The sequence below is a fragment of the Micromonospora sp. S-DT3-3-22 genome (assembly GCF_015354745.1).
In the GTDB taxonomy this organism is placed as follows: Bacteria; Actinomycetota; Actinomycetes; order Mycobacteriales; family Micromonosporaceae; genus Micromonospora; species Micromonospora wenchangensis.
The window spans coordinates 13502-35595 of sequence record NZ_JACGMO010000030.1 but is presented as its reverse complement, the minus strand read 5'-3'; the positions used below and the strand labels follow the sequence as shown (position 1 = coordinate 35595).

17 protein-coding genes are annotated in these 22094 nt (G+C 73.5%); 6 read left to right on the top strand and 11 right to left on the bottom strand.

Annotation, left to right across the window (positions count from 1 at the left end):
• Positions 1-5: 5 nt before the first annotated feature.
• The 5 genes from H1A17_RS11670 to H1A17_RS11650 form a co-directional block, all read right to left on the bottom strand.
• Positions 6-980, bottom strand: a complete 975-nt coding sequence (locus H1A17_RS11670) for a sulfotransferase family protein (RefSeq protein ID WP_145917595.1) — start codon at positions 978-980, stop codon at positions 6-8.
• Positions 977-4453, bottom strand: a complete 3477-nt coding sequence (locus H1A17_RS11665) for an AMP-binding protein (protein WP_194821857.1) — start codon at positions 4451-4453, stop codon at positions 977-979. The genes H1A17_RS11670 and H1A17_RS11665 overlap by 4 nt, the downstream gene beginning before the upstream one ends.
• The gene (locus H1A17_RS11660; RefSeq protein ID WP_194821856.1) at positions 4450-6237 is read right to left on the bottom strand and encodes a hypothetical protein; all 1788 of its coding nucleotides are present in this window, start codon (positions 6235-6237) and stop codon (positions 4450-4452) included. The genes H1A17_RS11665 and H1A17_RS11660 overlap by 4 nt, the downstream gene beginning before the upstream one ends.
• Before the next feature lie 312 nt (positions 6238-6549).
• Positions 6550-7374: a hypothetical protein gene (locus H1A17_RS11655; RefSeq protein WP_145922532.1), complete on the bottom strand. Its 825-nt coding sequence runs from the start codon at positions 7372-7374 to the stop codon at positions 6550-6552.
• A gap of 140 nt (positions 7375-7514) precedes the next feature.
• Positions 7515-8162 carry an FKBP-type peptidyl-prolyl cis-trans isomerase gene (locus H1A17_RS11650; RefSeq protein WP_145917598.1) on the bottom strand — a complete coding sequence of 216 codons (648 nt, stop codon included), beginning with the start codon at positions 8160-8162 and terminating at the stop codon, positions 7515-7517.
• 189 nt (positions 8163-8351) lie between these two features.
• Between H1A17_RS11650 and H1A17_RS11645 the strand changes: the two genes are divergently transcribed.
• Entirely contained in the window at positions 8352-8744 is a 393-nt protein-coding gene (locus H1A17_RS11645) for a PPOX class F420-dependent oxidoreductase (RefSeq protein ID WP_145917599.1), read from the top strand.
• Positions 8745-8806: 62 nt separating this feature from the next.
• On the opposite strand, the gene H1A17_RS11640 is transcribed toward H1A17_RS11645, so the two are convergent.
• Positions 8807-9847, bottom strand: coding sequence for a Ku protein (locus H1A17_RS11640; protein WP_145917600.1), 1041 nt, complete (start codon positions 9845-9847; stop codon positions 8807-8809).
• An 86-nt stretch (positions 9848-9933) separates the two neighbouring features.
• Here H1A17_RS11640 and ligD (H1A17_RS11635) point away from each other — a divergent pair, with 86 nt between their 5' ends.
• Positions 9934-10872: a non-homologous end-joining DNA ligase gene (gene ligD, locus H1A17_RS11635; protein WP_194821855.1), complete on the top strand. Its 939-nt coding sequence runs from the start codon at positions 9934-9936 to the stop codon at positions 10870-10872.
• Positions 10865-11773 (top strand): non-homologous end-joining DNA ligase, encoded by a 909-nt coding sequence (ligD, locus tag H1A17_RS11630; protein ID WP_145917602.1) that lies wholly within the window; start codon positions 10865-10867, stop codon positions 11771-11773. The genes ligD (H1A17_RS11635) and ligD (H1A17_RS11630) overlap by 8 nt, the downstream gene beginning before the upstream one ends.
• Before the next feature lie 55 nt (positions 11774-11828).
• Here ligD (H1A17_RS11630) and H1A17_RS11625 read toward each other — a convergent pair whose 3' ends face one another.
• Complete coding sequence (locus H1A17_RS11625) at positions 11829-14210, bottom strand: esterase-like activity of phytase family protein (RefSeq protein ID WP_309236757.1); 2382 nt, start codon at positions 14208-14210, stop codon at positions 11829-11831.
• A 168-nt stretch (positions 14211-14378) separates the two neighbouring features.
• Positions 14379-14660 carry an SCO0607 family lipoprotein gene (locus H1A17_RS11620; protein ID WP_194821854.1) on the bottom strand — a complete coding sequence of 94 codons (282 nt, stop codon included), beginning with the start codon at positions 14658-14660 and terminating at the stop codon, positions 14379-14381.
• Positions 14661-14760: 100 nt separating this feature from the next.
• Between H1A17_RS11620 and H1A17_RS11615 the strand changes: the two genes are divergently transcribed.
• Positions 14761-15516: a TIGR03089 family protein gene (locus H1A17_RS11615; RefSeq protein ID WP_194821853.1), complete on the top strand. Its 756-nt coding sequence runs from the start codon at positions 14761-14763 to the stop codon at positions 15514-15516.
• A 254-nt stretch (positions 15517-15770) separates the two neighbouring features.
• Here the strand turns inward: H1A17_RS11615 and H1A17_RS11610 are convergent, their stop codons facing one another.
• Entirely contained in the window at positions 15771-16067 is a 297-nt protein-coding gene (locus H1A17_RS11610; RefSeq protein ID WP_145917605.1) for a hypothetical protein, read from the bottom strand.
• Positions 16068-16406: 339 nt separating this feature from the next.
• The gene (locus H1A17_RS11605; protein ID WP_145917606.1) at positions 16407-18086 is read right to left on the bottom strand and encodes a DNA repair helicase XPB; all 1680 of its coding nucleotides are present in this window, start codon (positions 18084-18086) and stop codon (positions 16407-16409) included.
• A gap of 171 nt (positions 18087-18257) precedes the next feature.
• On the opposite strand from H1A17_RS11605, the gene H1A17_RS11600 reads away from it, so the two are divergent.
• Positions 18258-19145, top strand: coding sequence for a L,D-transpeptidase family protein (locus tag H1A17_RS11600; protein ID WP_194821852.1), 888 nt, complete (start codon positions 18258-18260; stop codon positions 19143-19145).
• Positions 19146-19287: 142 nt separating this feature from the next.
• Positions 19288-19539 carry a hypothetical protein gene (locus tag H1A17_RS11595; RefSeq protein ID WP_145917608.1) on the top strand — a complete coding sequence of 84 codons (252 nt, stop codon included), beginning with the start codon at positions 19288-19290 and terminating at the stop codon, positions 19537-19539.
• Positions 19540-19580: 41 nt separating this feature from the next.
• On the opposite strand, the gene H1A17_RS11590 is transcribed toward H1A17_RS11595, so the two are convergent.
• Positions 19581-22046 carry a helicase-associated domain-containing protein gene (locus H1A17_RS11590; RefSeq protein WP_194821851.1) on the bottom strand — a complete coding sequence of 822 codons (2466 nt, stop codon included), beginning with the start codon at positions 22044-22046 and terminating at the stop codon, positions 19581-19583.
• Positions 22047-22094: the final 48 nt, after the last annotated feature.

Genomic DNA, 22094 nt, shown 5'->3' with positions numbered 1-22094 from the left:
CGCGGTCAGCCGAAGATCTCGTCCCGCAGGGGCGCGGGCAGGGCCAGCTCCTGCGCGCAGGACCGCACCGAGACCTCGTAGGACCCGACCACCTCGGCGCTGTCGGCCACGGCCAGTTCCGCGTCGGTCAGGACCGTCACCGACCGGGGCCGGAAGCGGTACTCGTCGGCGTTGCCGTGCAGACCGGGCACGACGTAGGGCTCCGGCTCCACCGGGTTGTGGATCTTCGACTGGTCGGAGTTGAGGTCGCCGGCCGCACCCCAGCCGGTGAGCATCTCCGGCCGGTACAGGTGGCCGATGCCGAGGCGGTCGAACAACCGGGACACGGTCTCCTGCGGCGCGCGGCTGCACTCGTACGGGAAGTGCGTCACCGCCAGCCCCTCGGCCCCGGCCCAGGCGCGCATCCGCGCGTAGTTGAGCGTGCTGAGCACGAAGTTCTCCACCACCCGCTCGCGCCCGATCCTGCCCTCCCACTTGGCCATCCACGAGTCGAGCGAGGCGCGCGGCTGCCGGTCCAGCACCAGCAGGCGCAGCCGGTCGACCGGCCAGCCCGCCTCGACGAGGCAGCGGGCCGGGTTGAACAGCGCCTCGAACGGCACGTACGGCCCGGCCATCTCCTTGGCGAACAGCACCGGCTCGCCGTCGGGCAGCTTCCACGGCGAACCCTCGCCGCCGGTGAGCGCGAACCGGCCGATGGTCTTGACCGGCTGGTAGTAGGCCGCCGCCCGTGCCATGCCGAACAGGTTGGTCACGGCGGTCGAGCCGACCCGGCAGCGTCCCCAGCCGAGCACCAGCAGCGGGAAGTCGTCCGGGCCACGACCGGCGAACCCGTCGCGCAGGGTACGCACGATCTGGGCGGTGACCTCGTCGACGGTGGTGGTGACGACCTGGTAGCGGCCGTCGGGCGGCAGCGCGACGGTGGTGAGCGCGTCGTCGTCGGCGGCGGCCAGCCGGTGCAGCAGCGGATAGGGGTCGGTCATCGGGACTCCCGGTGGTCGGAGGGGCGGGTGCCGAGGTCGAGCAGCGCGGCGACGTCCCGCAGGGCCACCGGGCGCGACGCGGCCTCGCACAGCAGCGTCTCGATGCCCCGCAGCGCCCGCTCGCAGACGGAGCCGGGCACCCGCCGGGTGTCGGCCAGCAGTTGCAGCGCGCAGCCACCGGCCAGGTAGGGCATGGCCAGGAAGAAGGTCATGTCGTGCCGGGCCACGGCGGTGACCTGCCGCACGGTGGTGTGCGCCGCCAGGGCGGTCAGCGTGGCCCGGTCGGGCGGTTGCGCCGGGACGTCGAAGTCGCGGCCCAGGCGGGCGTCGTTGAAGTACACCGACAGGTCGGCCTGCGCGCCCTCGGCCGCGACCAGCGCGTCCAGAGCCTCCGGCGGGTAGGTGGCGTGGAAGTAGGACTCCGTCGAGTCGCGGTAGCAGCGCCGCACGGCGTCGTCGACGTCACCGTCGCCGATCTCGAAGACCAGCAGCGCGTTCTGGGCGATGCCGGTGGCCAGTTGCCGCTGGCGGGGGGTGTTCCGGTTGCCGGCGATCAGCTTCACCACGGCCCGGTCCCGGCCGGTCAACGCCGCCTGGACCAGCAGCGCGGCGGTCAGCACCACGGTGGACGACGACGCGCCCGTCCGCTCGGCCAGCGTGCCGGCGGCAGCGGCCACGGCGGTGGACTCCATCCGCCAGGTGACGACCGGCAGTGGGCCGGCGTCCTGCTCCGGCCCGTCGAAGATCCGCTGCGGCACCAGGGGCAGCCGCTCCCGCCAGTACGCCAGGGACCGGTCGGCCCGACGCTGCCCGGCCGGTGACGCCTCGTAGCCGGCCTGGTCCAGTGGCTGCCAACCCGGTGCGGGCAGGGTCCGTTCGCCCTCGATCAGGGTGCGCAGCTCCGCCAGCAGCAGCTCCAGCGACCAGCCGTCCAGCGACACGTGCGAGGCGGCCACGGCCACGGCCTCGACCTGGCCGTCGACGCGCAGCAGCGCCCACCGCACCGGCCAGTCCCGGTCCAGCCGGAACGCGGTGCCGGCCAGTTCGGCGGCGGTGGTGTCCGCCACCGCCGGCAGTTCGGCGGCGGTGGTGTCCCGCACCAGTGGCGCGTACGACCCGTCGGCCAGCAGGTGCTGGCGGGGTCCGTCGGCGTCCTCGGTCATCAGGGTGCGCAGCACCTGGTGCCGTAGCACCAGCTCCGACCAGGCCGTGGTGACCCGCTCGGTGGTGACCGGGGCGGTCAGCCGCAGCACCCGCCGGATGTTGAAGTCCCGGCTGGCCTCGCCGAACCACTGCATCGGCCGGTACATGGCCATCTGCCCCCAGGTCAGTGGCGCGGAACCGGCGGACGCTCCGGAGAACCGGGCCTGCACCGCCGCGTCCCCGACCGCCGGCTGGCCGGTGTCCGCCCGCCGGGACCGGTCCGGGTGCTCCCCGGCGGGCGTCGGGGTCACGGGGCCCGGCGGCCGGTGGTCGGGCAGCCCGGCGGCCAGGGCGCGCACCGTACGGCGGTCGAACAGGTCGGCGATGCCCACCGGCAGGCCCAACTCCTCGTCCAGCCGGGTAACGACCTCGACCACCTGCATGGAGTCGCCGCCGAGTTCGAAGAAGTCGTCGTCGACACCGAGCCGGTCCACCCGCAGCACCGCGCCGACCACCCCGGCCACCGCCGTCTCCAACTCACCGGAGGGCGCGACGTACGCGGTGCTCAGCGCGGGCCGTACCGTCGGCGTGCCGGGCAGCCGACGGGTGTCGACCTTGCCGTTCGGGGTGAGCGGGTACTGCGCCACGTACAGGAACCGGCTCGGGACGGACGCCTCCGGCAGCAGACCGGCGGCGTGGGCGCGCAGCTGCGCCTCGGTCGGCCGGGGCTCCTCCTCGGACCGCAGGTAGGCGACCAGGTGCAGGTCGTGGCCGTCGGGTTCGGCGATCACCACCGCCTCGGCGACGCCGGGGCAGCGGCGCAGCGCGTCCTCGACGGCGGGCGGCTCGACGCGCTGACCCCGGATCTTCACCTGCCGGTCGGCGCGGCCGAGCACGTCCAGCACCCCGTCCGGGCCCAGCCGGCCCAGGTCGCCGGTGCGCAGCAGCCGCCTCCCGTCGCCACCGGGGTGCGGGATCCACCGCTGGGCGGTCAACACCGGCTGGCCGTGGTAGCCCCGGCCGATCACCGCCCCGCCCAGGCAGATCTCGCCGGTCTGCCCCGGCGGCGCGGGCCGGCCCTGCTCGTCGAGGATGTGCACCTCGGCGTTGGGGATGGGGGCACCGACCGGCAGCCGCCGCCCGACCGTACGGTCCGCGCCGATCCAGTACCAGGTCGCGCCGACGGTCTCGCTCATGCCGTAGTGGTTGCCGAAGCCCGACTTGGGGCTGCCGCTGATCCACGCGTCGAACTCGGGGGTCAGGTACAGCGGCTCGCTGCCGATCATGACCTGGCGGGCGACGTCGTCGACACCACCCAGGGCGGTCATCGCCCGTACGTGTGACGGGGTGAGCTTCAGGAACCCGCACGGGGCGGCGGCGGTCAACGCGATCAGGTCGTCGAACGCGACCGGCTCGGGCGCGACCTCCAGCTCCCAGTCCGCGACCAGCGCCGTGAACAGCGTCATCACCGACCCGACGAAGTACAGCGGGGCGTGCAGCACCGCCCGCTCCCCGGGCTGGAACGCGAACTCCTCGGCGCACCAGTGCACATAGTTGACGAGCTGCCGATGGGTGCCGAGCACCCCCTTGGGAGCGCCGCTGGTGCCGGAGGTGTACATGATGAACGCCAGGTTCTCCACCCGGCAGCCGCCGTCACCGTCGTCGCCGGCCGGCTCCGGCAGGTCGGTCACGTCGAGCACGGTCGACGGGTAACCGGCATCCACGAGGCCCCGGTGTTCCGGGCCGGTCAGCAGCACCGGATCGCCCGCGTCGGCCAGGATCCGGGCCCGCCGCTCCGCCGGGTCGTGCACCGACAGCGGCAGGTACGCCGACCCGGCCGCCAACACCGCGAGGATCGCCACCACCGCGTCCACCGAGCGGGGGAGCAGCACCGCGACGGGGGTCTCCGGTCCGGCGCCGTGGCCCCGCAGCACCCGGGCGGCGTGCCGAACCCGGGCCCGCAGTTCCCCGGCGGTGGCCGCGACCCCGGCACAGCGCACCGCGACGCGCTCCGGATCGGCCGCCAGCGCCCGGTCGACGAGGACGTGCAGCGGGGTGTCACCGAACGGGCGGCGCGGGCCGGTGGCGACCGACGACGCGGCGTCCACCGTGGCCGGCTCCGGCCGGACGGCGGGGCCGGCGCCGGCACCCCCGGTGGTACGCAGCGAGGCGGGCCGCAGGTCGGTCCAGTGTGCCGCGACGTGCCCCAGGCACGCCTCGACCGGCCCGGTGAACACCGTCGTCCAGCCGCCCGGCAGCGGCCGGTCCGCCGGCCACAGGGAGTACTGGTCCTCGCCGTTGACGACGACCTGGTGCGGGTCGACGCTCACGCGAGCCCTCCGACAGTCTGCTGTGCCGCGTCGAGCCGCTCGACGGGGTCCCGCCAGGACTCCTTGGTGTACCAGTCGCCGCCGAACGCGGTGATCGTCGGGGTCCAGCCGTCGTGCGCGTCGGCGTAGCCGGCGATCTCGCGCCAGAACACGTCCACCAGCGCCGAGTACCGGCAGGCGGTCCGCAGGTCGGCCAGGGTGAACGGCGGCCCGTCCATGCGGACCAGCCGGATGTCGAACGCGCCCCGGTACTGCCGGCCGCCGACCGTGAACGGCTGCTTCCACATCGCCGCGCCGGGGGCCCGCAGGGTGTAGCGGACGCGGGAGGTGCTGTGCCCACCGTGGCGCAGGTCGCCCCACTCGGCGATGTCGGGCACCAGCGGCGGGAAGAAGTAGTGCCGCTGCCGGGGCACCTCGACCCGGTCGAAGTTGCCGGGCACGAAGTGCCAGCGGTTGTACATCATCCGCTGCGCGACCTGCCACAGGATGTCGGTGACGGTGGGGGCGGGCAGGTCGGCGGCCATCTCGGGGCTGGGCAGCACGCAGCAGAAGAAGTCGGGTTTCTTCAGCCCCGCCACCTCCTCGTCGTACCGCCCGACCGGACCGTCGAGGCGGGACAGGTCCCGGATGCCGCTGGACATGCCGTAGTCGGCGCGGCTGTCGACGACCGCGCCCAGCACGATGCCCTCCAGGATGCCGGTCAGCTCGCGCTCGTCGCCGCCCGCGTGTACGCCGCGCAGGGCGGCCGTGGTGGCACGTCGCACCCAGGCGGCGGCGTCCTCGCCGTCGACCGGCCCGGGCCGGGTGCCGGTCAGCGTGCGCAGGGTCGGCGGTAGCTCGACCTGACTGCGCTGCTCCTCCTCCCAGGGCAGCAGGTACTCGTCCTTGGCGTAGGTCAGCCCGTTGATCCGCCGGTAGCGGATGTGACCGCTACCGTCGACGTGCTCGACCAGCTCACCGGCGAGCGTGGCCAACTCGGCCAGGGTGGCGGTGCTCAGCTCCCCGGTGGCCTGCTCGCCGAGCGCGCGCAGGTACGCCGCACAGCGGGTGGTCAGCACCTTCCGGAGGCTGACCGCGCTGAGCTGGCGGCCGTTGAACTCCTCGAACCGGACCGCCCGGCCGGTGCGGAACAGCAACTGGATGGACGCGACGAAGAGCCGCTCCTCCGGGCTCCAGTCGGCCGGTGGACGTTCCCGCAACGCGGGCAGCACGCCGTCGCGGATGAGGGTGCTGGAGCCGGAGTCGGAGCGGGAGAACACCCGACGTTCGATGAAGATCAGGACGGTCTCGACCCGTTCGACCCAGTCGATGACCTCCTCCAGCCGCTCGGCCAGGCTGCCGTCGGCGTGCCAGGTGTGCAGCATCCGGTCGAGCTCGCGGCGCTGGTACTCCTCCTCGGCCTGGGCCGGCAGCCACTCCTCGTCGATCATCTCGATCATCCACCCGGGCAGGGCGAGTTCGGCCACCACCTCCTCGACCGGTAGGTCGCCGCGCGCCGGTTCGTGGATGGTCAGCCTGCCCAGCGCCGAGTGGGCCAGCACGAACCGGGCGGGGGCGGCGTCGGCACCCGGCGCGGTCAGCCGGAGTTGCTGCCGGCCGAGCAGGTGCCGGACGATCGCCTGCTCACGCAGGGTCAGGCCGTCGAGAGCGGACCGGAAGGGCACCTTGCCGGCCATGGTGAGCAGTCGCAGCACGGCCGTCTGGGCGCTGCCGCCGAACAGTTCGACGGGGTCACGCACGTCGCGCAGTTCCTGGCTCCACTGGTCGAACTTCGTACGTCGCACGGTCCCGCCTTTCTCGACCGGGGCAGGCTGCGGCGTTCGCACGATGCGGCTCGTACGACGACGGCCACCGCCGCGCGGTGACGACAGGGCATACGGCGGCCGGCAGCCGACCTGGAGGGTGGAGGGCTCGCGTGGCAGTGCCACGGCGAGAAGGAGACGACACTCCACCCCGGTGTGGGAGCGCTCCCGATCACGAAGTCTCGCCGACGATGAAACATGTGTCAACAACGTGTGTCGGCCGCCGACGACCTGCTACGACGTGTCTGCCCGGTACGACACCGATGGTCCGACTCGGGCGACGGGCCGCGGTGGTCAGGAGGAGAGCGCGGGAAGCCCGATCGGGCTGTCCGGGGGGATGACCGTGTGGCAGGCGCGGGCGACCGGGACCAGCAGCTCACGGAGCCGTTCCGTGCCGTCCGGGCCGAGGGCCAGCCAGGGACGGGCGGCGGCCCGGTCGGTCGCGTCCTCCACCGCCCGCAGGCCGGCGCGCCCCGCCTCGGTGGGGGCGCCCCCGTCGGTCAGCCACCCCCGGTCGACCAGCCGGGCCCGCGCCTGCGCCCACTCGTCCCGGGTCCAGCCCCGGCCGAGCAGATGCTCCTCCGGCCGGTCCAGGGCGACCCGGAACGCCAACGTCTCGACCGGGTCGAGACCGGCGGCGACCAGGGCGGCCACGTGCCCGTCGCCGCGGTGCTCGCGCAGCGTGGTGGCCGCCTGCCAGAGCCGGGCCAGCGGGTAGTCGCCGCGCGGCAGGGCGGCGTTGGCCGCGCCGAGCACCCGGCCGGCGGTGTCCGCCCCGACGGCCGCGGCCTCCAGCAGCGTGGCCGCCTCGGCCAGGTGCGCCTCGGGGAGTTCGTAGGTGAGCTCGGCGAGCGCCTGCACGGCCCCGGTGAGCCGGGCGCGCAACGCCTCCTGCGGGGCGGCGAGCTGCCACACCGCCGGCAGCGCCCGGCTCACCATCGGCGGGGCGAAGGTGAAGAAGACGGCGGTCACCGGGGCGGCGTCGACCGGCCCCAGCGGGGCGGCCCGGCCCGCGAAGTAACCCCGCCAGTAGCCGCGCAGCCCGATCGCCTCGTGGGCGGCGCGGGCCCGGGGGTGGAAGTAGGTGATCGCGTGCAGAGGTTCGACGTGCGTCCACATCAGCCGGGCGGTCCGCCCGGGGTCGTCCAGCGGCGGCACGCGCACCTCCGGGTCGGTGAGGGTCACCGTGGCGCGGACCGGCCGCCCACGGTGACCCCGAACCTACTGCCGGTAGGTGCCGGCCGGAAGACCCGTGTGGTCTACTGCACCGCCAGCACGTCGACGATGAACCGCAGCGGGCCGGCGGGCGCGCCGGGACGCTGCGGCTTGTCGCCGTACGCCAGGTCGGCGGGGATGTCGAGCTGGACCCGGCTGCCCACGGTCTGACCCTGCATGCCCTGGTCCCAGCCGGGAATGACGTTGCCCTGGCCGAGGCCGAAGGTGAACGGCTCGGACCGCTTCCAGGAGGCGTCGAACTCCTCACCGGTCTTGTACGACACACCCACGTAGTTGACGGTGATCTGCTGGCCGGCCTGGGCGGCCGGGCCGGTGCCCCGGATCAGCGGGGTGGCCTTGAGCCCGGTCAGCTCGCCCTCGCCCTTGGTGGCCTGCGGCTTGGTGCACAGCGCCTGGTCGGCCCCGTCGGGCAGCTTGGGGAAGTCACCCGCGCAGCCGGCCGGCGCCGCCGCCGGCTTCGGGTCGTCCTTCTCGCCGTTGCGGACCACCACGAACACCCCGACGATCACCGCGATGACGGCCACGCCGGCAACGGCGCCCAGCCACGCCTGCCGGCGCTTGCGCGCCTCGGCGGCCTTCTGCGCCGCCAACTGGGCGGCGAGTCGCCGCTGTGCCTTCGTCTCCGGGGCCTGACCCTGGCCCGCCGAACGGTTCTCCGTACGCTCGCTCACGTCCTCGACTCCCTGCTGATGTGGGTGGCCGGCCCGGCGACCCGGTTCCGTGGCCAGCGCACACGGTACCCGGATCGATGCCGAGGGTGGGCCGTCGCCCGCCCGTCGTGCCCCCGAACGGGCCGGGGCGTGCCGTTACGTGCCGCTCTTTCCGGGTGCCGGGAGCCGTCCGGCGGTAGGTTCTCGACCATGGCGATCCTCACCGACGAAGACAAGACCCTGCTCGCCGAGCCGCAACTCGCCCACGTGGCGACCATCGAGGCGGACGGCACGCCGCACGTCACCCCGGTCTGGGTGGACGTCGACGGCGAGCACATCCTGTTCAACACCGCCAAGGGGCGGCAGAAGTACCACAACATCGCCCGCAACCCGGTGGTCGCGGTCTCCGTGGTCGACCGGGCCGACGACTTCCGCACCCTCTGGGTGAAGGGCACCGCCGAGTTCGTCACCGAGGGCGCCGACGCGCACATCGACCGGCTGGCCAAGAAGTACCTCGGGCAGGACACCTACCCGTTCCGGCGGCCCGACGAGGAGCGGGTGATCGTCCGGATCACCCCCACCGAGAAGCTCGGCCGGGGCTGACCGACGCACGACCCCCGGCGGACGGCCCACCGTCGCGCCGGGGCGTCGGGCGGGTCCGCCGCTCAGGCGCTGCGGCGCGGGGTGGCCTTCTTCTCGGCGGTCTTCTTCGCGGCGGCCTTGGTGGCCTTCTTCTCCGTGGTCTTCTTCGCGGCGGTCTTCTTGGCCGGCTCCGCCTGCTTGGCCGGGGTCTTCTTCGCGGTGGTCCTGCGGGCGGTGGTCTTCTTCGCCGGTTCGGCCTTCGCCCCCGGTGCCTTCGCCGCCTGCTTGGCCGACCGGGCCGACGAGATCGGCGTCGGCTCGCCGGCCCCGCCGGACGGCGTCTCGCCCCGGGCCACCCGGGCCCGCTCCACGGACGCCTTCAGCGCCGCCATCAGGTCCACCGCTGCGGCCGGCGCGGCCTCCTCCTCCGCCGGCTGGACCACCTCGCGCCCCTCGACCTTGGCGTCGATGACCTCCTGTAAGGCCGCCCGGTAGTCGTCGGTGAAGGCGTCCGGCTGGAACTCGCCGGCCATCGAGTCGATCAGCGAGGCGGCCATCGCCAACTCCGGCGGGCGGACCTTCAGGTCCTCGTCCAGGAAGCCGAAGTCGGGGGTACGTACCTCGTCGGGCCAGAGCATCGTGTTGAGCAGCAGCACCCCGTCGCGGACCCGCAGGGTGGCCAACTGCTCCCGCTGGCGCAGCGCCACCTTGACGATCGCCACCCGCTCCGAGTCGGCCAGCGCGTCGCGCAGCAGCACGTACGGCTTGGTCGCGGTCCCCTCCGGCTCCAGGAAGTACGCCTTGTTGTAGAGGATCGGGTCGACCTGCTCGGCGGGGACGAACTCCAGCACGTCGATCGCCCGGGAACTGGTCAGCGGCAGGTCGGCGAAGTCGGCGTCGGTGAGGATCACCAGCTCGCCGCCGCCCAGGTCGTAGCCCTTGGCGATGTCGTCGTAGCTGACCTCCTCGCCGCAGACCGAGCAGGTGCGCTTGTAGCGGATCCGGCCGCCGTCGTCGCGGTGCACCTGGTGGAACCGGATGTCCTTCTCCTCGGTGGCCGAGTAGAGCTTCACCCCGATCGAGACCAGCCCGAACGACACGGCTCCCTTCCAGATCGCCCGCATCCCGATGCTCCTCTCCCCGACCTGACCAGGATCGCAAACGATCGAAGCCCCCGCACGTGCTTCCGTGCGCAACTACAGTCGGACAGGTGCCCGGCGCGCCGTTGAAGCCGATGCTCGCGATGACCGGGCCGCTCCCGGTGGGTGCCGGCTGGGCGTACGAGTTCAAGTGGGACGGGGTCCGCGCGCTCGCCGACCTGACCGGCGGCCACCCGCACCTGTTCGCCCGTTCCGGCGTGGAGATCACCGCCGCGTACCCGGAGCTGGTGACCCTGGCCGAGCAGGTCGACGACGCGCTGCTCGACGGCGAGGTGGTCCTCTTCGACCCGGCCGGGCAGCCCTCGTTCACCGCCCTCGCCGAGCGGATGCACGTCCGGGACCGGGCGAAGGCGGCCCGGCTGTCGGCGACCATCCCGGTCACGTACATGATCTTCGACCTGTTGCGGCTGCGGGGCGAGGACCTCACCGGGTGGCCGTACCACGAACGGCGGGCGGCGCTCGACGGCCTGGGGCTCGGCGCGGCCCGGTGGGCGGTGCCACCCTCCTTCACCGACGGCGCGGCGACCTACCAGGCGGCCGGGGAGCACGGTCTGGAGGGGGTGCTGGCCAAGCGGGCCGACTCGGTCTACCGGCCCGGGGTGCGCTCACCCGACTGGGTGAAGGTCAAGCTGGAGGTGACCGGCGACTTCGTGGTCGGCGGCTGGCGGCCCGGCGCGCGGAAGATCGGTGGGCTGCTGGTCGGGGTGCCCGGCCCCGACGGGCGGCTCACCTACCGGGGCCGGGTCGGCGGCGGGATCGGTGCGGCCCTGGAACGGGAACTGCTGCGCGAACTCGAACCGCTGCGCACCGACGGGTCGCCGTTCGCCGGGGACGTGCCGCGCGAGGATGCCCGGGGCGCGATGTGGGTAATCCCCCGGATCGTGGTGGAGGTCAGGTACGGCCAGCGCACCCCGGACGGGCGGCTGCGCTTCCCCCGGGTGCTGCGGCTGCGCCCCGACAAGCCGCCCGGGGAGGTCGAGGATGCCTGAGCGGGTGAAGGTGGAGGTCGACGGCCGGGCGTTGGAGCTGTCCAACCTGGACAAGGTGCTCTACCCGGAGGCCGGTTTCACCAAGGGCGAGGTGATCGACTACTACACCCGGATCGCCCCGGTGCTGCTGCCGCACCTGGCCGACCGGGCGCTGACCCGGATCCGGTTCCCCAACGGCGTCACCGGTGGCTCGTTCTTCGAGAAGAACGCCCCCGCCGCCACCCCCGCCTGGGTACGCACCGAGACGCTGCCTGTGCCCGGGTCGAGCAGGGGCCGGGAGACCATCGACTACGTGGTCGCCGACGACCTGCCCACCCTGGTCTGGCTGGCCAACCTGGCCGCCCTCGAACTGCACACCCCGCAGTGGCGGATCGGCACCCACCCGGACCTGATGGTGGTCGACCTCGACCCGGGCCCGCCGGCCACCCTGCGCCACTGCTGCCAGGTGGCCGTCCTGCTGCGCGACCGGCTCGCCCGCGACGGGGTGACGGCGTACCCGAAGACCTCCGGCAAGAAGGGCATGCAGCTCTGCTGCCCGATCAGCGCCACCCAGGACGCCGATCTCGTCTCCGACTACGCGAAGCGGATCGCCCAGGAGCTGGAACGCGAACACCCGAAGCTGGTCGTGTCGCGGATGGCGAAGAACCTGCGGCCCGGCAAGGTCTTCATCGACTGGAGCCAGAACAACGCGGCGAAGACGACGGTCGCGCCGTACTCGCTGCGGGCACAGGCGGTGCCGGCGGTGTCCACGCCGCTGACCTGGGACGAGGTCGAGGCGGGGGCGGCCGGGAAGCGGCCTTCGGCGAAGCCGTACCCGGCGGGGGAGGTGCTGCGGCGGGTGGAGAAGCAGGGAGATCTGCTCGCCCCGCTGCTCGACGGCGGCCCGGTGCTGCCGGCGTGAGCTGCGCGACGGCCCGGCCGACCCACAGCTACGGCGGGTCGGCCGGGCCGTCGGCTCAGCGGCCCCCGAAGACCTTCCGGTACGTGCCGAGCCGCAGCAGGACGGTCTCGCCGGTGGCGTCCAGGACGCCGTCGTTGTCGGTGACCGCGTACACCTGGCCGTCGCCGCCGACGGTCAGCCCCTCCAGCTTCTCCTGGGTCCACCCGTCGGTGGCCCGCAGCGCCGGCAGCACGTCCACGGCGAGCGTCTTGGGCAGCACCGTCAGCGGGCCGGCGGCGGCCGGGCCGGTCGGCAGCGGCACCGTGTAGATCCGCTTGACGGCGGCGGCCGGGCCGTTGAGCTTGTCCCGTTCGATCACGGCGAGCCGGTCACCGACCACGGTGACCTCGGAGAGCCCGATCCAGTCACCGGGGACGGAGGTGCCCTCCAGCCGGTAGCCGAACCAGCTCCAACTGTCGGCGGTCACGTCGTACCGGCCGATCCGGACGATGCCGGTCGGGTCGGTGGCGACCTCCCGCTGGAGCACCGCCCAGACGATCTCCCGGCCGTGCCGGTCGGTGCTCGCGGTGACCCCCTCGAAGCCCTGCTTGCCCAGCCCGGCGGCGACCTGGGCCGGCAGCGGCACGGTCTGCTCGGTACGCCCGTCGCCGTTCAACCGGACCAGCCTGTTCTCGCTGCCCTTCGCCCCCTCGACGGCCAGCCAGAACCCGCCCTGCGGCCGGGCGAAGATCCCCTCCGCGTCGTACCCGACGGGGGTGCCGGCGGCGTCGGTCACGGTGGTCGCGTCGGTGATCACGGCCGGCGAGCGTCGGGTGTCGACGGTCAGAATCCGGGTCGGCGTGTACGCGGCGTCGGTGACGGTGTAGAGCTGCTGCGGCCGGCCCGGTACGGCGGACAGCGCGCCCAGCGCCCCCCAGCCGATCGGCGCGCCCGAGGCGTCGTCGGCCGAGACGATGCTCGGGAAGCCCGGCTTGTCCGCACCCAACCGGTAGAGCGACACCGAGGCGCGGACACCCACCGAGGCGTCGTCGGTCTCGCTGGAGACCGCGAGCAGGTCACGGGAGGGGATGGGCAGCAGCCCCTCCGGGCCGTTGGTGGTGGGCAGCACCTGGCGCAGCACCGGGGCGGTGGGCCGGGTGAGGTCGTAAACGGCGACGAAGTTGCTCCGCTCCGAACCGACGAACGCGTACCGCACGCCGTGGTACTCGGCGATCGCCACGCCCTCCGGCTCGGTGCCCTTCTTCGCGGCCCGGTCGTTGTTGTGCAGCCCGTAGCGGACGGCGAGCCGCTCGAACGTGTTGCCGGCGTCCCAGACCACCTGACCGGTCCGGCTGTCGAAGACGGACCAGCCCCGGGTGCCGCCCCGCCAGTCACCCTCGTTGGCGGTGGCCAGGTAGCGGTCGTTGATCCAGGCCACCGCGTCGGGCTCCCGGGGGACGTCGGTGATCGACCCGGTCAGGTCGATCCGGCCGTCCTTGACCGTGTCGATGCCGCTGACCGAGGCGGTACCGGCGATGAACGCCCGGGTGATCCGGCCGGTCGGCAGGTCCACCAGCACGACCCCGTTGTTCTCCTGGAGGGTCACCGCGAGCTGGTTACGCCCGTTGATCGAGACGTACTCGGGTTCCGGGTCGGTGGGCTCGGTGATCCCGGCGGCGGCCAGCACCGGCAGCGCCCGACCGTCGGGCGCGGTCAGTGCGACGGTACGCAGCTTCCACCGCTGCGGCGTCGCCTTCCCGTCGAGGTCGATCAGCTGGACGAAACCGGCGGGGGCCTGCGGCAGGTCACCCTTCTTACGACCGGGCGGGGTGGCGTCCTCGTCCCGCTCGTTCTCGATGGCGATCGCCGCGTACCGCTCGTCGTGGCTGATCGCGATGGAGTCGGGTTGCCCACCGAGGTCGATGCTGCGTACCCGCTGCCGGGTGGCCAGTTCGATCACGTCCAGCCGACCGGACGGGGTGGTGTAGCCGGCGCTGGTGTTCACCACGACCAGCACGTAGCGGCCGACGACCGCCACCGAGGTCGGCTCGTCCTCGGCGTCGCCGAGCTGCGCCAGGGAGAGGGTGCCGAGGCCGCGCGGCTGATCCGGCCTGCCGATGTCGAGGAAGCCGATCCGCCGGGCCGCCGCGTCCGTGTAGACCAGGGTACGGCCGTTCGGGCTGACCGCGGAGATCTCGGCCACCGTCGCGGTGCCCGGGTCCTCACCTTCGGGCCGGTTCTGGAACACCGGGTAGGTGGCGGTGCGGTCGAAGGTGAGCTTCCGGTCCGGGTAACCCTGGGTGGCGTCCGCGCTGCCCGTGCCGGTGCGCCCCTGGGCGGCGACCGTGCCACCCGGGGCGGGGTGATCCGGGGCGGCGACCGCACTGCCCGGGGCGGTCAGGGTGGCCAGCGCCAGGCCGGCCACCACCGTCGAGGCGAACACTCTTCTCGCTGTCACTGCTCCTCCGAACGTTTCGATTCGGACGGAGGCTGGCAGGCGTGACCGAGCGCAGGTCGACCAGCGGGTTAACGGCCGGCGACGGGCCGGCGGTGAGCTGGCTCGCCGGCCTCGTCGTTTCGGCTGGTCTTCCCTGGTCGAAGCGGTGGCCGGGCGGGGCCGCTCCGGTCACCCGTCGATGATGACGCCGTTCGCGTCGATGCCGTGGTCGCGCCAGTAGACGTCCCACTCGTCGTCGACGTGCTGGGGAACCTTGCCCTCCGGGTAGCGGACGTAGGGCGCGGTGGGCTCCTGACCCTCGGGGAAGCAGGCGCTGCCGCCCTGCCCGCCCACGGCGATCGCCGGGTACTCGCCATCGTTACAGATGTCCTCCCGGTAGCCGCAGCCGCTGGTCAGCATCAGTGCACTCAGACCCACTCCGGCAAGGGCGATCATGATCCTCGTTCGCATGGGTCGAGTCTGGTCGCGGCGGACGGCGCTGTCATGCGCACGCGTACTCACCTCTTCCCGGCTCGGTAGGGTGGGGCCTTCCGTCCGGACAGGAGGACCGATGGTTGCCCCGCTCGCCGTGACCCCGTCGACCGATGCGCCTGAGCAGGCCGACCGGCCCCTGCTGACCTACTGCGACGACGCGACCGGGGAGCGGACGGAGCTGACCGCGAGCGGGCTCGGTGACTGGGCGGCGCGTACCGCCGGGCTGCTGCGCGACGGGTGCGGGCTGGGGCCGGGCAGCCGGGTCGCGGTGCTGTTGCCGCCGCACTGGCGTACCGCTGCGGTATTGCTCGGGGCCTGGTCGGTGGGGATGGCGGTGTCGTTCCGGCCGCGCGCCACCGCCGGGTTGCCGGTCCTCGAACCGGGCGGCGAGCGACCGTACGACGCGGTCTTCGTGACCCCGGAACGCCTGGACGACTGGCTGGAGGACGTGCCGGAGGGGGTGCACCGCTACCTCGTCGGCACCGCCCCCGGACCACTGGCCGACGTGCCGGTGGGCTGGCTCGACTGGTCCGCCGAGGTGGCCCGGCACACCGACACCCCGCCCGACTACGCCGCCGTCCACCCGGCTGCCCCGGCCACCCCCGACGGCACGAGCTACGGTGCCTGGGGACGCCTCGCCCGGGAGGTCGCCGACCGGCTCGACCTGCGCCCCGGCGACCGGCTGCTGGTCGACGCCGCCGAACACGAACAACCGGTGAAGTGGCTGTTGGCCCCGCTGGCCGTCGGCGCCTCCGTGGTCATCTGCGCCAACCTCGACCCCGCCACCCTGCCCACCCGGATCGCCACCGAACAGCCCACCCACACCCTCTGACCCACCCCGCCCTGCCTCGCACGCTGGGGGGTGCTCCCGGTGATCAAGAGGTTTGCGTCAGTCTTGATCTTCAAGTTGACGCAAACCTCTTGATCACCGGGGCTGGGGCGGCGGGTGTGGCGGGGTCCGGGGCGGCGTGTGGGGCGTTGGGTTGTGATCAACTCGGGGGAGTCGATGTAGTGGTGTCGGGATGAGTCGGACAGCGCTACGTCGACTCCCCTGAGCGGATCATGGTGTGCGTGTCGGCCAGGGGGTCAGCAGGTGGTGTTGCCGGCGGGGACCCAGCCGTCCAGGGACGGGTCCTCCGCGCCGTGGCCGTAGATCCAGGTGTCGTTGTCCTCGGACCAGCCCTGGCCGTGCCAGCGGAACCCGCGCCCGGCGGTCAGGGTGCGCAGCACCTGGCCGTGCGGAGCCGTGCGCAGCCAGGTGTTCTGGGTGAGGTTGCACAGGTAGCCGGGTGCGTCGCTCGCCGAGGCCGGCGAGGCGGCCACGGCGGTGCCCGGGATGACGACGATCGTGATCGCCAGTGCGTGCAGGAGTCGGCGCTTCACTCGGATTCCCTTCGACGTGACGGTGTCAACTGTCTACTGTGGACACCGTACCCCTCGGGCGACGCGGACGCCGGTCGGGCGAGACGAGAGTCTGCCGGCCAGCCGGAACGGTTGCCTGCCGGGCTGGGCTGCCTCCCCGGGCCGGGCGCGGCCGGGGAGGCAGCGGCTGGCTGAATCGTTGACGTCATCAGCTCGAAAGGACGCGCGAGGGACAACCCACACCCGCCGCACGCAGCGCAGAGGGCGGCGGTGAGGGGCGCAGAACACCCGCGCCTGGGCGCAGCCGCCCGGCGCGTTGATCAAGACGGCCTGTCGGCTACCCGCACCCCGCCGCGCCGGTCAGTCGACCGTGGGCAGCTTCGGGCCGAGGACGTCGTCGGCGTCCACGATCGTGTACGCGTACCCCTGCTCGGCGAGGAAGCGCTGCCGGTGGGCCGCGTACTCGGTGTCGATGGTGTCCCGGGAGACCACCGTGTAGAAGTGCGCCTGCCGGCCGTCGGCCTTCGGGCGGAGCACCCGACCCAGCCGCTGCGCCTCCTCCTGCCGGGAGCCGAACGTGCCGGACACCTGGATCGCCACCGCCGCCTCGGGCAGATCGATGGAGAAGTTGCCGACCTTCGAGATGACCAGCGTGCGCAGTTCACCCGAGCGGAACGCGTCGAACAGCCGCTCGCGCTCCTTGTTGGTGGTGGAACCCTGGATGATCGGCGCGTCGAGGTACTCCCCGAGCTGGTGCAACTGGTCGATGTACGCCCCGATCACCAGTACCTGGTCGTCGGGGTGCCGCTGCACGAGGGCGCGAACCACCGGCAGCTTGGTGCGGGCGGTCGCCGCCATCCGGTAGCGCTCCTCGGCCTCCGCCGTCGCGTACGACATCCGCTCCGCGTCGGTCAGGGTGACCCTGACCTCGGTGCACTCGGCCGGGGCGATCCAGCCCTGCGACTCGATGTCCTTCCACGGCGCGTCGTACCGCTTGGGGCCGATCAGGCTGAACACGTCACCCTCCCGGCCGTCCTCGCGGACCAGGGTGGCGGTCAGGCCCAGCCGGCGGCGGGCCTGGAGGTCCGCGGTGAACCGGAAGATCGGCGCGGGCAGCAGGTGCACCTCGTCGTAGACGACCAGACCCCAGTCGCGGGCACCGAACAGGTCCAGGTGGGTGAACGCGCCGCCGCGCCGCGAGGTGAGCACCTGGTACGTGGCGATGGTGACCGGACGGATCTCCTTGCGCTCGCCCGAGTACTCCCCGATCTCGTCCTCGGTGAGCGAGGTGCGGGCGATCAGCTCCCGCTTCCACTGCCGGCCGGCGACCGTGTTGGTGACCAGGATCAGCGTGGTCGCCTTCGCCTCGGCCATCGCCGCCGCGCCGACCATGGTCTTGCCCGCCCCGCAGGGCAGCACCACCACCCCGGACCCGCCGGCCCAGAACGCCTCCGCCGCCTCCCGCTGGTACGACCGCAGCGTCCACGGTCTACCGCCGTCCTTGCCGGCCTCGGTCAGCTCGATCGGGTGCGCCTCACCGTCGACGTAGCCCGCCAGGTCCTCCGCCGGCCAGCCGAGCTTGAGCAGCGCCTGCTTGAGGCGACCCCGCTCGGACGGGTGCACCCGGATCGTGTCGTCGTCGATCTTGTCACCGAGCATCCCGGCGAGCTTCTTGCTCTTGGCGACCTCGATCAGCACCATCCGGTCCAGCCCCCGCAGCACCAGGCCGTGCGCCGGGTCGTTGGCGAGCTGGAGCCGGCCGTACCGGTCCATCGTGTCGGCCACGTCCACCAGCAGGGCGTGCGGCACCGGGTAGCGGGAGAACTTCAGCAACGCGTCGACCACGGCCTCGGCGTCGTGTCCGGCGGCGCGGGCGTTCCACAGCCCCAGCGGGGTGAGCCGGTAGGTGTGCACGTGCTCCGGGGAACGCTCCAGCTCGGCGAAGGGCGCGATCGCCATCCGGCAGGACTGGGCGTCCGGGTGGTCGATCTCCAGCAGCAGCGTCTTGTCGGACTGCACGATCAGTGGCCCACCGCTCACGCCAGGTCCTCTCCTCGGCCGGATTCCCCGATCGGCGACGAATCCCGCCGCAGGTCGACCATCCAGTGTTGCACGGGGGTGGGAGACTGCCAGAAAATCTTCGCAATGGGTGCAACGTTTCCCAGAGCGCACGCGTCTACCAGTGGGACGACCGACCCGGGGAGGCACACGATGCAGGTCCGCCACAGAGCCCGGGTCGTCGCCCTGGCCATGGTCATGCTGGTCGGCGCCGGTGGGTGTGCGTCCGTGCCGCAGGCCGACCCGGGTGGCACAGGAGGAGGGCTCGCCCCGGTCGGCAGTGCGGAACAGGTAACGGGGGCGGGTGCCTCCTCCCTGCCCGACCAGCTGACCGGGTCCGACACGAAGCCCCGGCCCCGGGAGAAGCCGCAGCCGAAGGTCCGCGCCACCAAGACCCCGAAGGCGTCGACCGGACGTCGCCCGCGCGTCCCGCAGAAGGCCAACCTGACCCGCTGCCAGCAGGGCGAGCACCAGCGTGAGGTGGAGACGTACCTGGCCCGGCTGGGCGGGTTCGGCACCGTCACCGTGGACGGCCGGCAGACCGACGCCGACTGCGCCGCGATCAAGAAGTTCCAGCAGCGGTACGACATCCGCCCCGCCGAGGGTCGCGCCGGCCCACTGACGTACGACGTGGCGAAGCGACTGGCCACCACCGACGTCAAGCGCTGCTCCGCCGGCTCCGGCACCACCTTCTGCATCGACCTGACCCGGCAGACCACCTGGGTGATGCGCGACGGCAAGGTGGTCGCCAAGCCCACCGTCACCCGCACCGGAATGGCCGGATACGCCACCCCCGCCGGCACGTACAGGGTGAACTTCCGCAACCTGAAGGAGTGGTCCAACCCGTACGAGGTGTGGCTGCCCTACTGGCAGCGCTTCAACGGCGGGATCGGCTTCCACGAGACCACCACCTACCTGCACAACGCGGGCATCGGCTCGCACGGCTGCGTCAACCTGCTGCACACCGACGCGGTGCGCTGGTGGGAGTTGGGCAAGGTCGGCTCCCGGGTGGTCCTGGTCGGCCGCCGCCCCGGCACCTGACCCGCCCGTCCGCCCTGCCCGTCTCGGTCCGGCCCGTCGGTAGTTGTCAATAGGGGCCGGATCGGGGGTATTTCCCCCTGTCCGTCCTGGCGACCGGGTGCCACCCTGGAAGCCGGGGGCCGGACGGGGTGGGAGGGCTGGGATGACCGTCGACCACGAGATGATCGCCGAGGACGCGGCGAACGGCGAGCAGGCGACACCGACCGACGAGGTGTCCACGGCCACCATGGTCGGGTACGCCGTCGCCGGGATCGCCGTCGTCGGCTGGTTCCTCTTCGGGTGGCTGGTGCAACGACAGGGCTTCGTCGACTCGGTCGGTGAGGCCGCCGGCACGGGCTTCGCCCTGCTGCTCATCGTCTCCGTCATCGGCACCGTACGCCGCAGCCGCCGCTGAGCTGAGCGGCAGCAGCAGCGGCAGACGGTTCCGCCGGGCGGTCAGTTCTCCCGGACGGCTGCGGTGATCCGGTGCAGGGCGAAAGTGTGCAGCATCTCGGTCCGTTCGTCCTCGGCGCGCAGGTAGCCGGCACCGATCGACACCGGCCGCAGCAGCCGGGACAGCGTCGCCCCGTGCGCGTCGACGTAGCCGACCCAGACCAGCGCCTTGTCCCGGACCGCCTGCTGGAGCACCGCCAGAGCCTCGGCGTGACCGTGCGCGGGCATCGGGCCGGCCGCCGCACGGGCCGCACCGCCACGGACCACCGCCGGGGCCCGTCGGGCCGCCCGCGCCGCCGCCTCGCCCCGCCGGATCTGCTCCACCACACCCAGCAGCCGGGGCAGCGCCAACCGGGGCGTGGCCAGCGGGTCCACCGCCCGCCCGGTCAACGGCACCCGGGTCGGGGCCCGCCGGACCCGGGGCCGGGCCAGCACCGTCGTGCCGCTGGCGTCCTCCGGCACCGGGGAATACCCGGCGTCGCGCAGCGCGGTCAGCATCCGCCCCACCTGGTACGGGGTGCACAGCACCGTCGGAGCCAGCCGGCGGAACGCCAACGCCGTCAGCCGCCGGTCGGCCAGCACCTCCGCGAGCAGCGCCTCGTCGTCGCTGCGCACGTACCCGCCGGCGGAGCCGACCCGCAGCCCACCGTGCTGACGGGCCACGTCGTCCACCAGGTATGTCAACCCCTGCGGAATCGGGGTATGCGACCGCCGCCGGAACAGGTCGTGCAGGTCATCGGCCGTGTAGCCGGAGTCCAGGGCACGCCGGACGCTGGCCGTGGTGACCCGGTGCACGCTGGCCCCACCCGCCGACTCCGGCTCGGTCACCGTCTCCAGCTCGGCGGCCAGCGTCGGATCGGGTGGGCCGGGCACCACCACGCTCAGGTCGGCCTGCACCAGGAAGTGGTCGACCGGGGCGGGGAGCAGGGCGTCCAGCGCCCGGACCGTACCCGACGAGTCACCGCCGTCGGCGTCGGCGCGCAACCCGAGCGGGTCGTCCCCACCCCGCTCGTCGGTGTCCGTCACGTCGGCGAGCAGCAGCCGCCCGTACGAGGTGAGCGCGCCGAGGCCGGTCACCCCGAGCCGGGCCGCCTCGGTCAGCACCTCCCGATGCGCGGCCTCCCGACCCCGGCTGCGCCGGGGCGCCCGCCAGTCGAGCAGCGCCAGCACCTCCTCGGCGGTGGGGGCGGTGGCCGGCTCCAGCTCGGCCAGCACCCCGAGCACCGCCCGGCGGGCGGCCGGCGCACCGGCCCGCTCCGCCTCGGCGGAGAGCACACTGACCGGCCGGTCCCGGTCGTCGCGCTGCCCCACCAGACCGGCCTGCCGGCTCATCGTCAACCAGGCGCGGGCCAGCTGCTCCCAGCGGTGGGCCAGCGACACCGCCCGCCACACCTCGTACGCGCCGGTGGGCAGCACCTGCTGTTCGCCGCCGTACCGGCTCGCGGCGGCGGGGAGGTCCAGCTCACCGAGGAGACCGGCCGCGTACGCCACCTCGACCAGCAGCGCGGTCGTCGACTCGTCCAGGGCCACCGTACGGGCCAGCCGGCGCAGGTCGCGTACCCCGATCCCGCCGGACCGCAGCACCGGCGCAGGCTCGGCGGTCAGCGCCTCCAGCAACGCCTCGGTGTGCCGTACCACCTCCATGGTCTGCCCGACCCCGGCGGAGTCGACGGCCTTGGGTTCCCGGGGCGGGGCGGCGACCGGCGGCGGGTCGATCCGCAGCGGTCCGAGCGGGCCGGTGTCCCGGCGCAGCAGCAGCCCCACCTCGCGGGGCAGCTCGACCGTTCCGGCGGAGACCGCCACCAGCAGTCGGGCCTCGACCAGCCAGCGCACCGGCGATCCGGTCGGGGCGCCACCGTTGGTCGGGTCGGGTGGCACGTCGCCCTCCGCGCCGAGCGCCGGCGCCTGAAGCGAACCGGGCGGCACGCTGCCGACCGGTGGACCGGCGGCGAGCCGGTCCAGGATCGCCCGCGCCGACGGGGGCGCGGCGAGCAGCGTCCGGCGCAGTTTCGCGGCATCCGCGCAGAGCGCCGCCGCCCGCAGGTCCAGCTCCTCCGCCGGCCGACCCAACCCCGCCGGGTACGGCGCCAGCTCGTCCACGCTGCCGGTGACCCGGAGCGCCTGCTCCGGGCCGTACAGCAGGAACCGGGCGCGGAGCCGGTCGAGTGCGCCACGGACCGTGGCCGGGGCGGGCGGGTGCGGCCCGGCGGTGGCCAGGGCGAGGACCGCCTCGGTGGAGGTGGTGCCGTCCGGGGCGTGCCGGGTCAGCCGGGCGGCGTCGAGGATCTGGAGGGTGAACTGGTCCAGCCCGTCGAGCGCGCGGGCGACCGACACCCGCGACTCGGCCCGCAGAGCGAGCGCGGAGACGTCGGCCGGCACCGGCACGACGAGGTCGGGCCGCAGTTGGAGCAGTGCGGCGAGCGCCTCGTCGGGCAGCGCGCGCAGCTGGTCGGCGAGTGAGGTGGTCATCGTCGTTCCACGCTAGCCCGCTGCCGCCCGATCGCGCCGCCCGGACGT

Coding starts and splice junctions, on each gene's coding strand:
- H1A17_RS11600 (WP_194821852.1), top strand. CDS start 18,258: ATGCAGGTCCGCCACAGAGCCCGGGTCGTCGCCCTGGCCATGGTCATG.
- H1A17_RS11620 (WP_194821854.1), bottom strand. CDS start 14,660: ATGCGAACGAGGATCATGATCGCCCTTGCCGGAGTGGGTCTGAGTGCA.
- H1A17_RS11645 (WP_145917599.1), top strand. CDS start 8,352: ATGGCGATCCTCACCGACGAAGACAAGACCCTGCTCGCCGAGCCGCAA.
- H1A17_RS11655 (WP_145922532.1), bottom strand. CDS start 7,374: ATGTGGACGCACGTCGAACCTCTGCACGCGATCACCTACTTCCACCCC.
- H1A17_RS11595 (WP_145917608.1), top strand. CDS start 19,288: ATGACCGTCGACCACGAGATGATCGCCGAGGACGCGGCGAACGGCGAG.
- H1A17_RS11590 (WP_194821851.1), bottom strand. CDS start 22,046: ATGACCACCTCACTCGCCGACCAGCTGCGCGCGCTGCCCGACGAGGCG.
- H1A17_RS11640 (WP_145917600.1), bottom strand. CDS start 9,847: ATGCGGGCGATCTGGAAGGGAGCCGTGTCGTTCGGGCTGGTCTCGATC.
- H1A17_RS11615 (WP_194821853.1), top strand. CDS start 14,761: ATGGTTGCCCCGCTCGCCGTGACCCCGTCGACCGATGCGCCTGAGCAG.
- ligD (WP_145917602.1), top strand. CDS start 10,865: ATGCCTGAGCGGGTGAAGGTGGAGGTCGACGGCCGGGCGTTGGAGCTG.
- H1A17_RS11670 (WP_145917595.1), bottom strand. CDS start 980: ATGACCGACCCCTATCCGCTGCTGCACCGGCTGGCCGCCGCCGACGAC.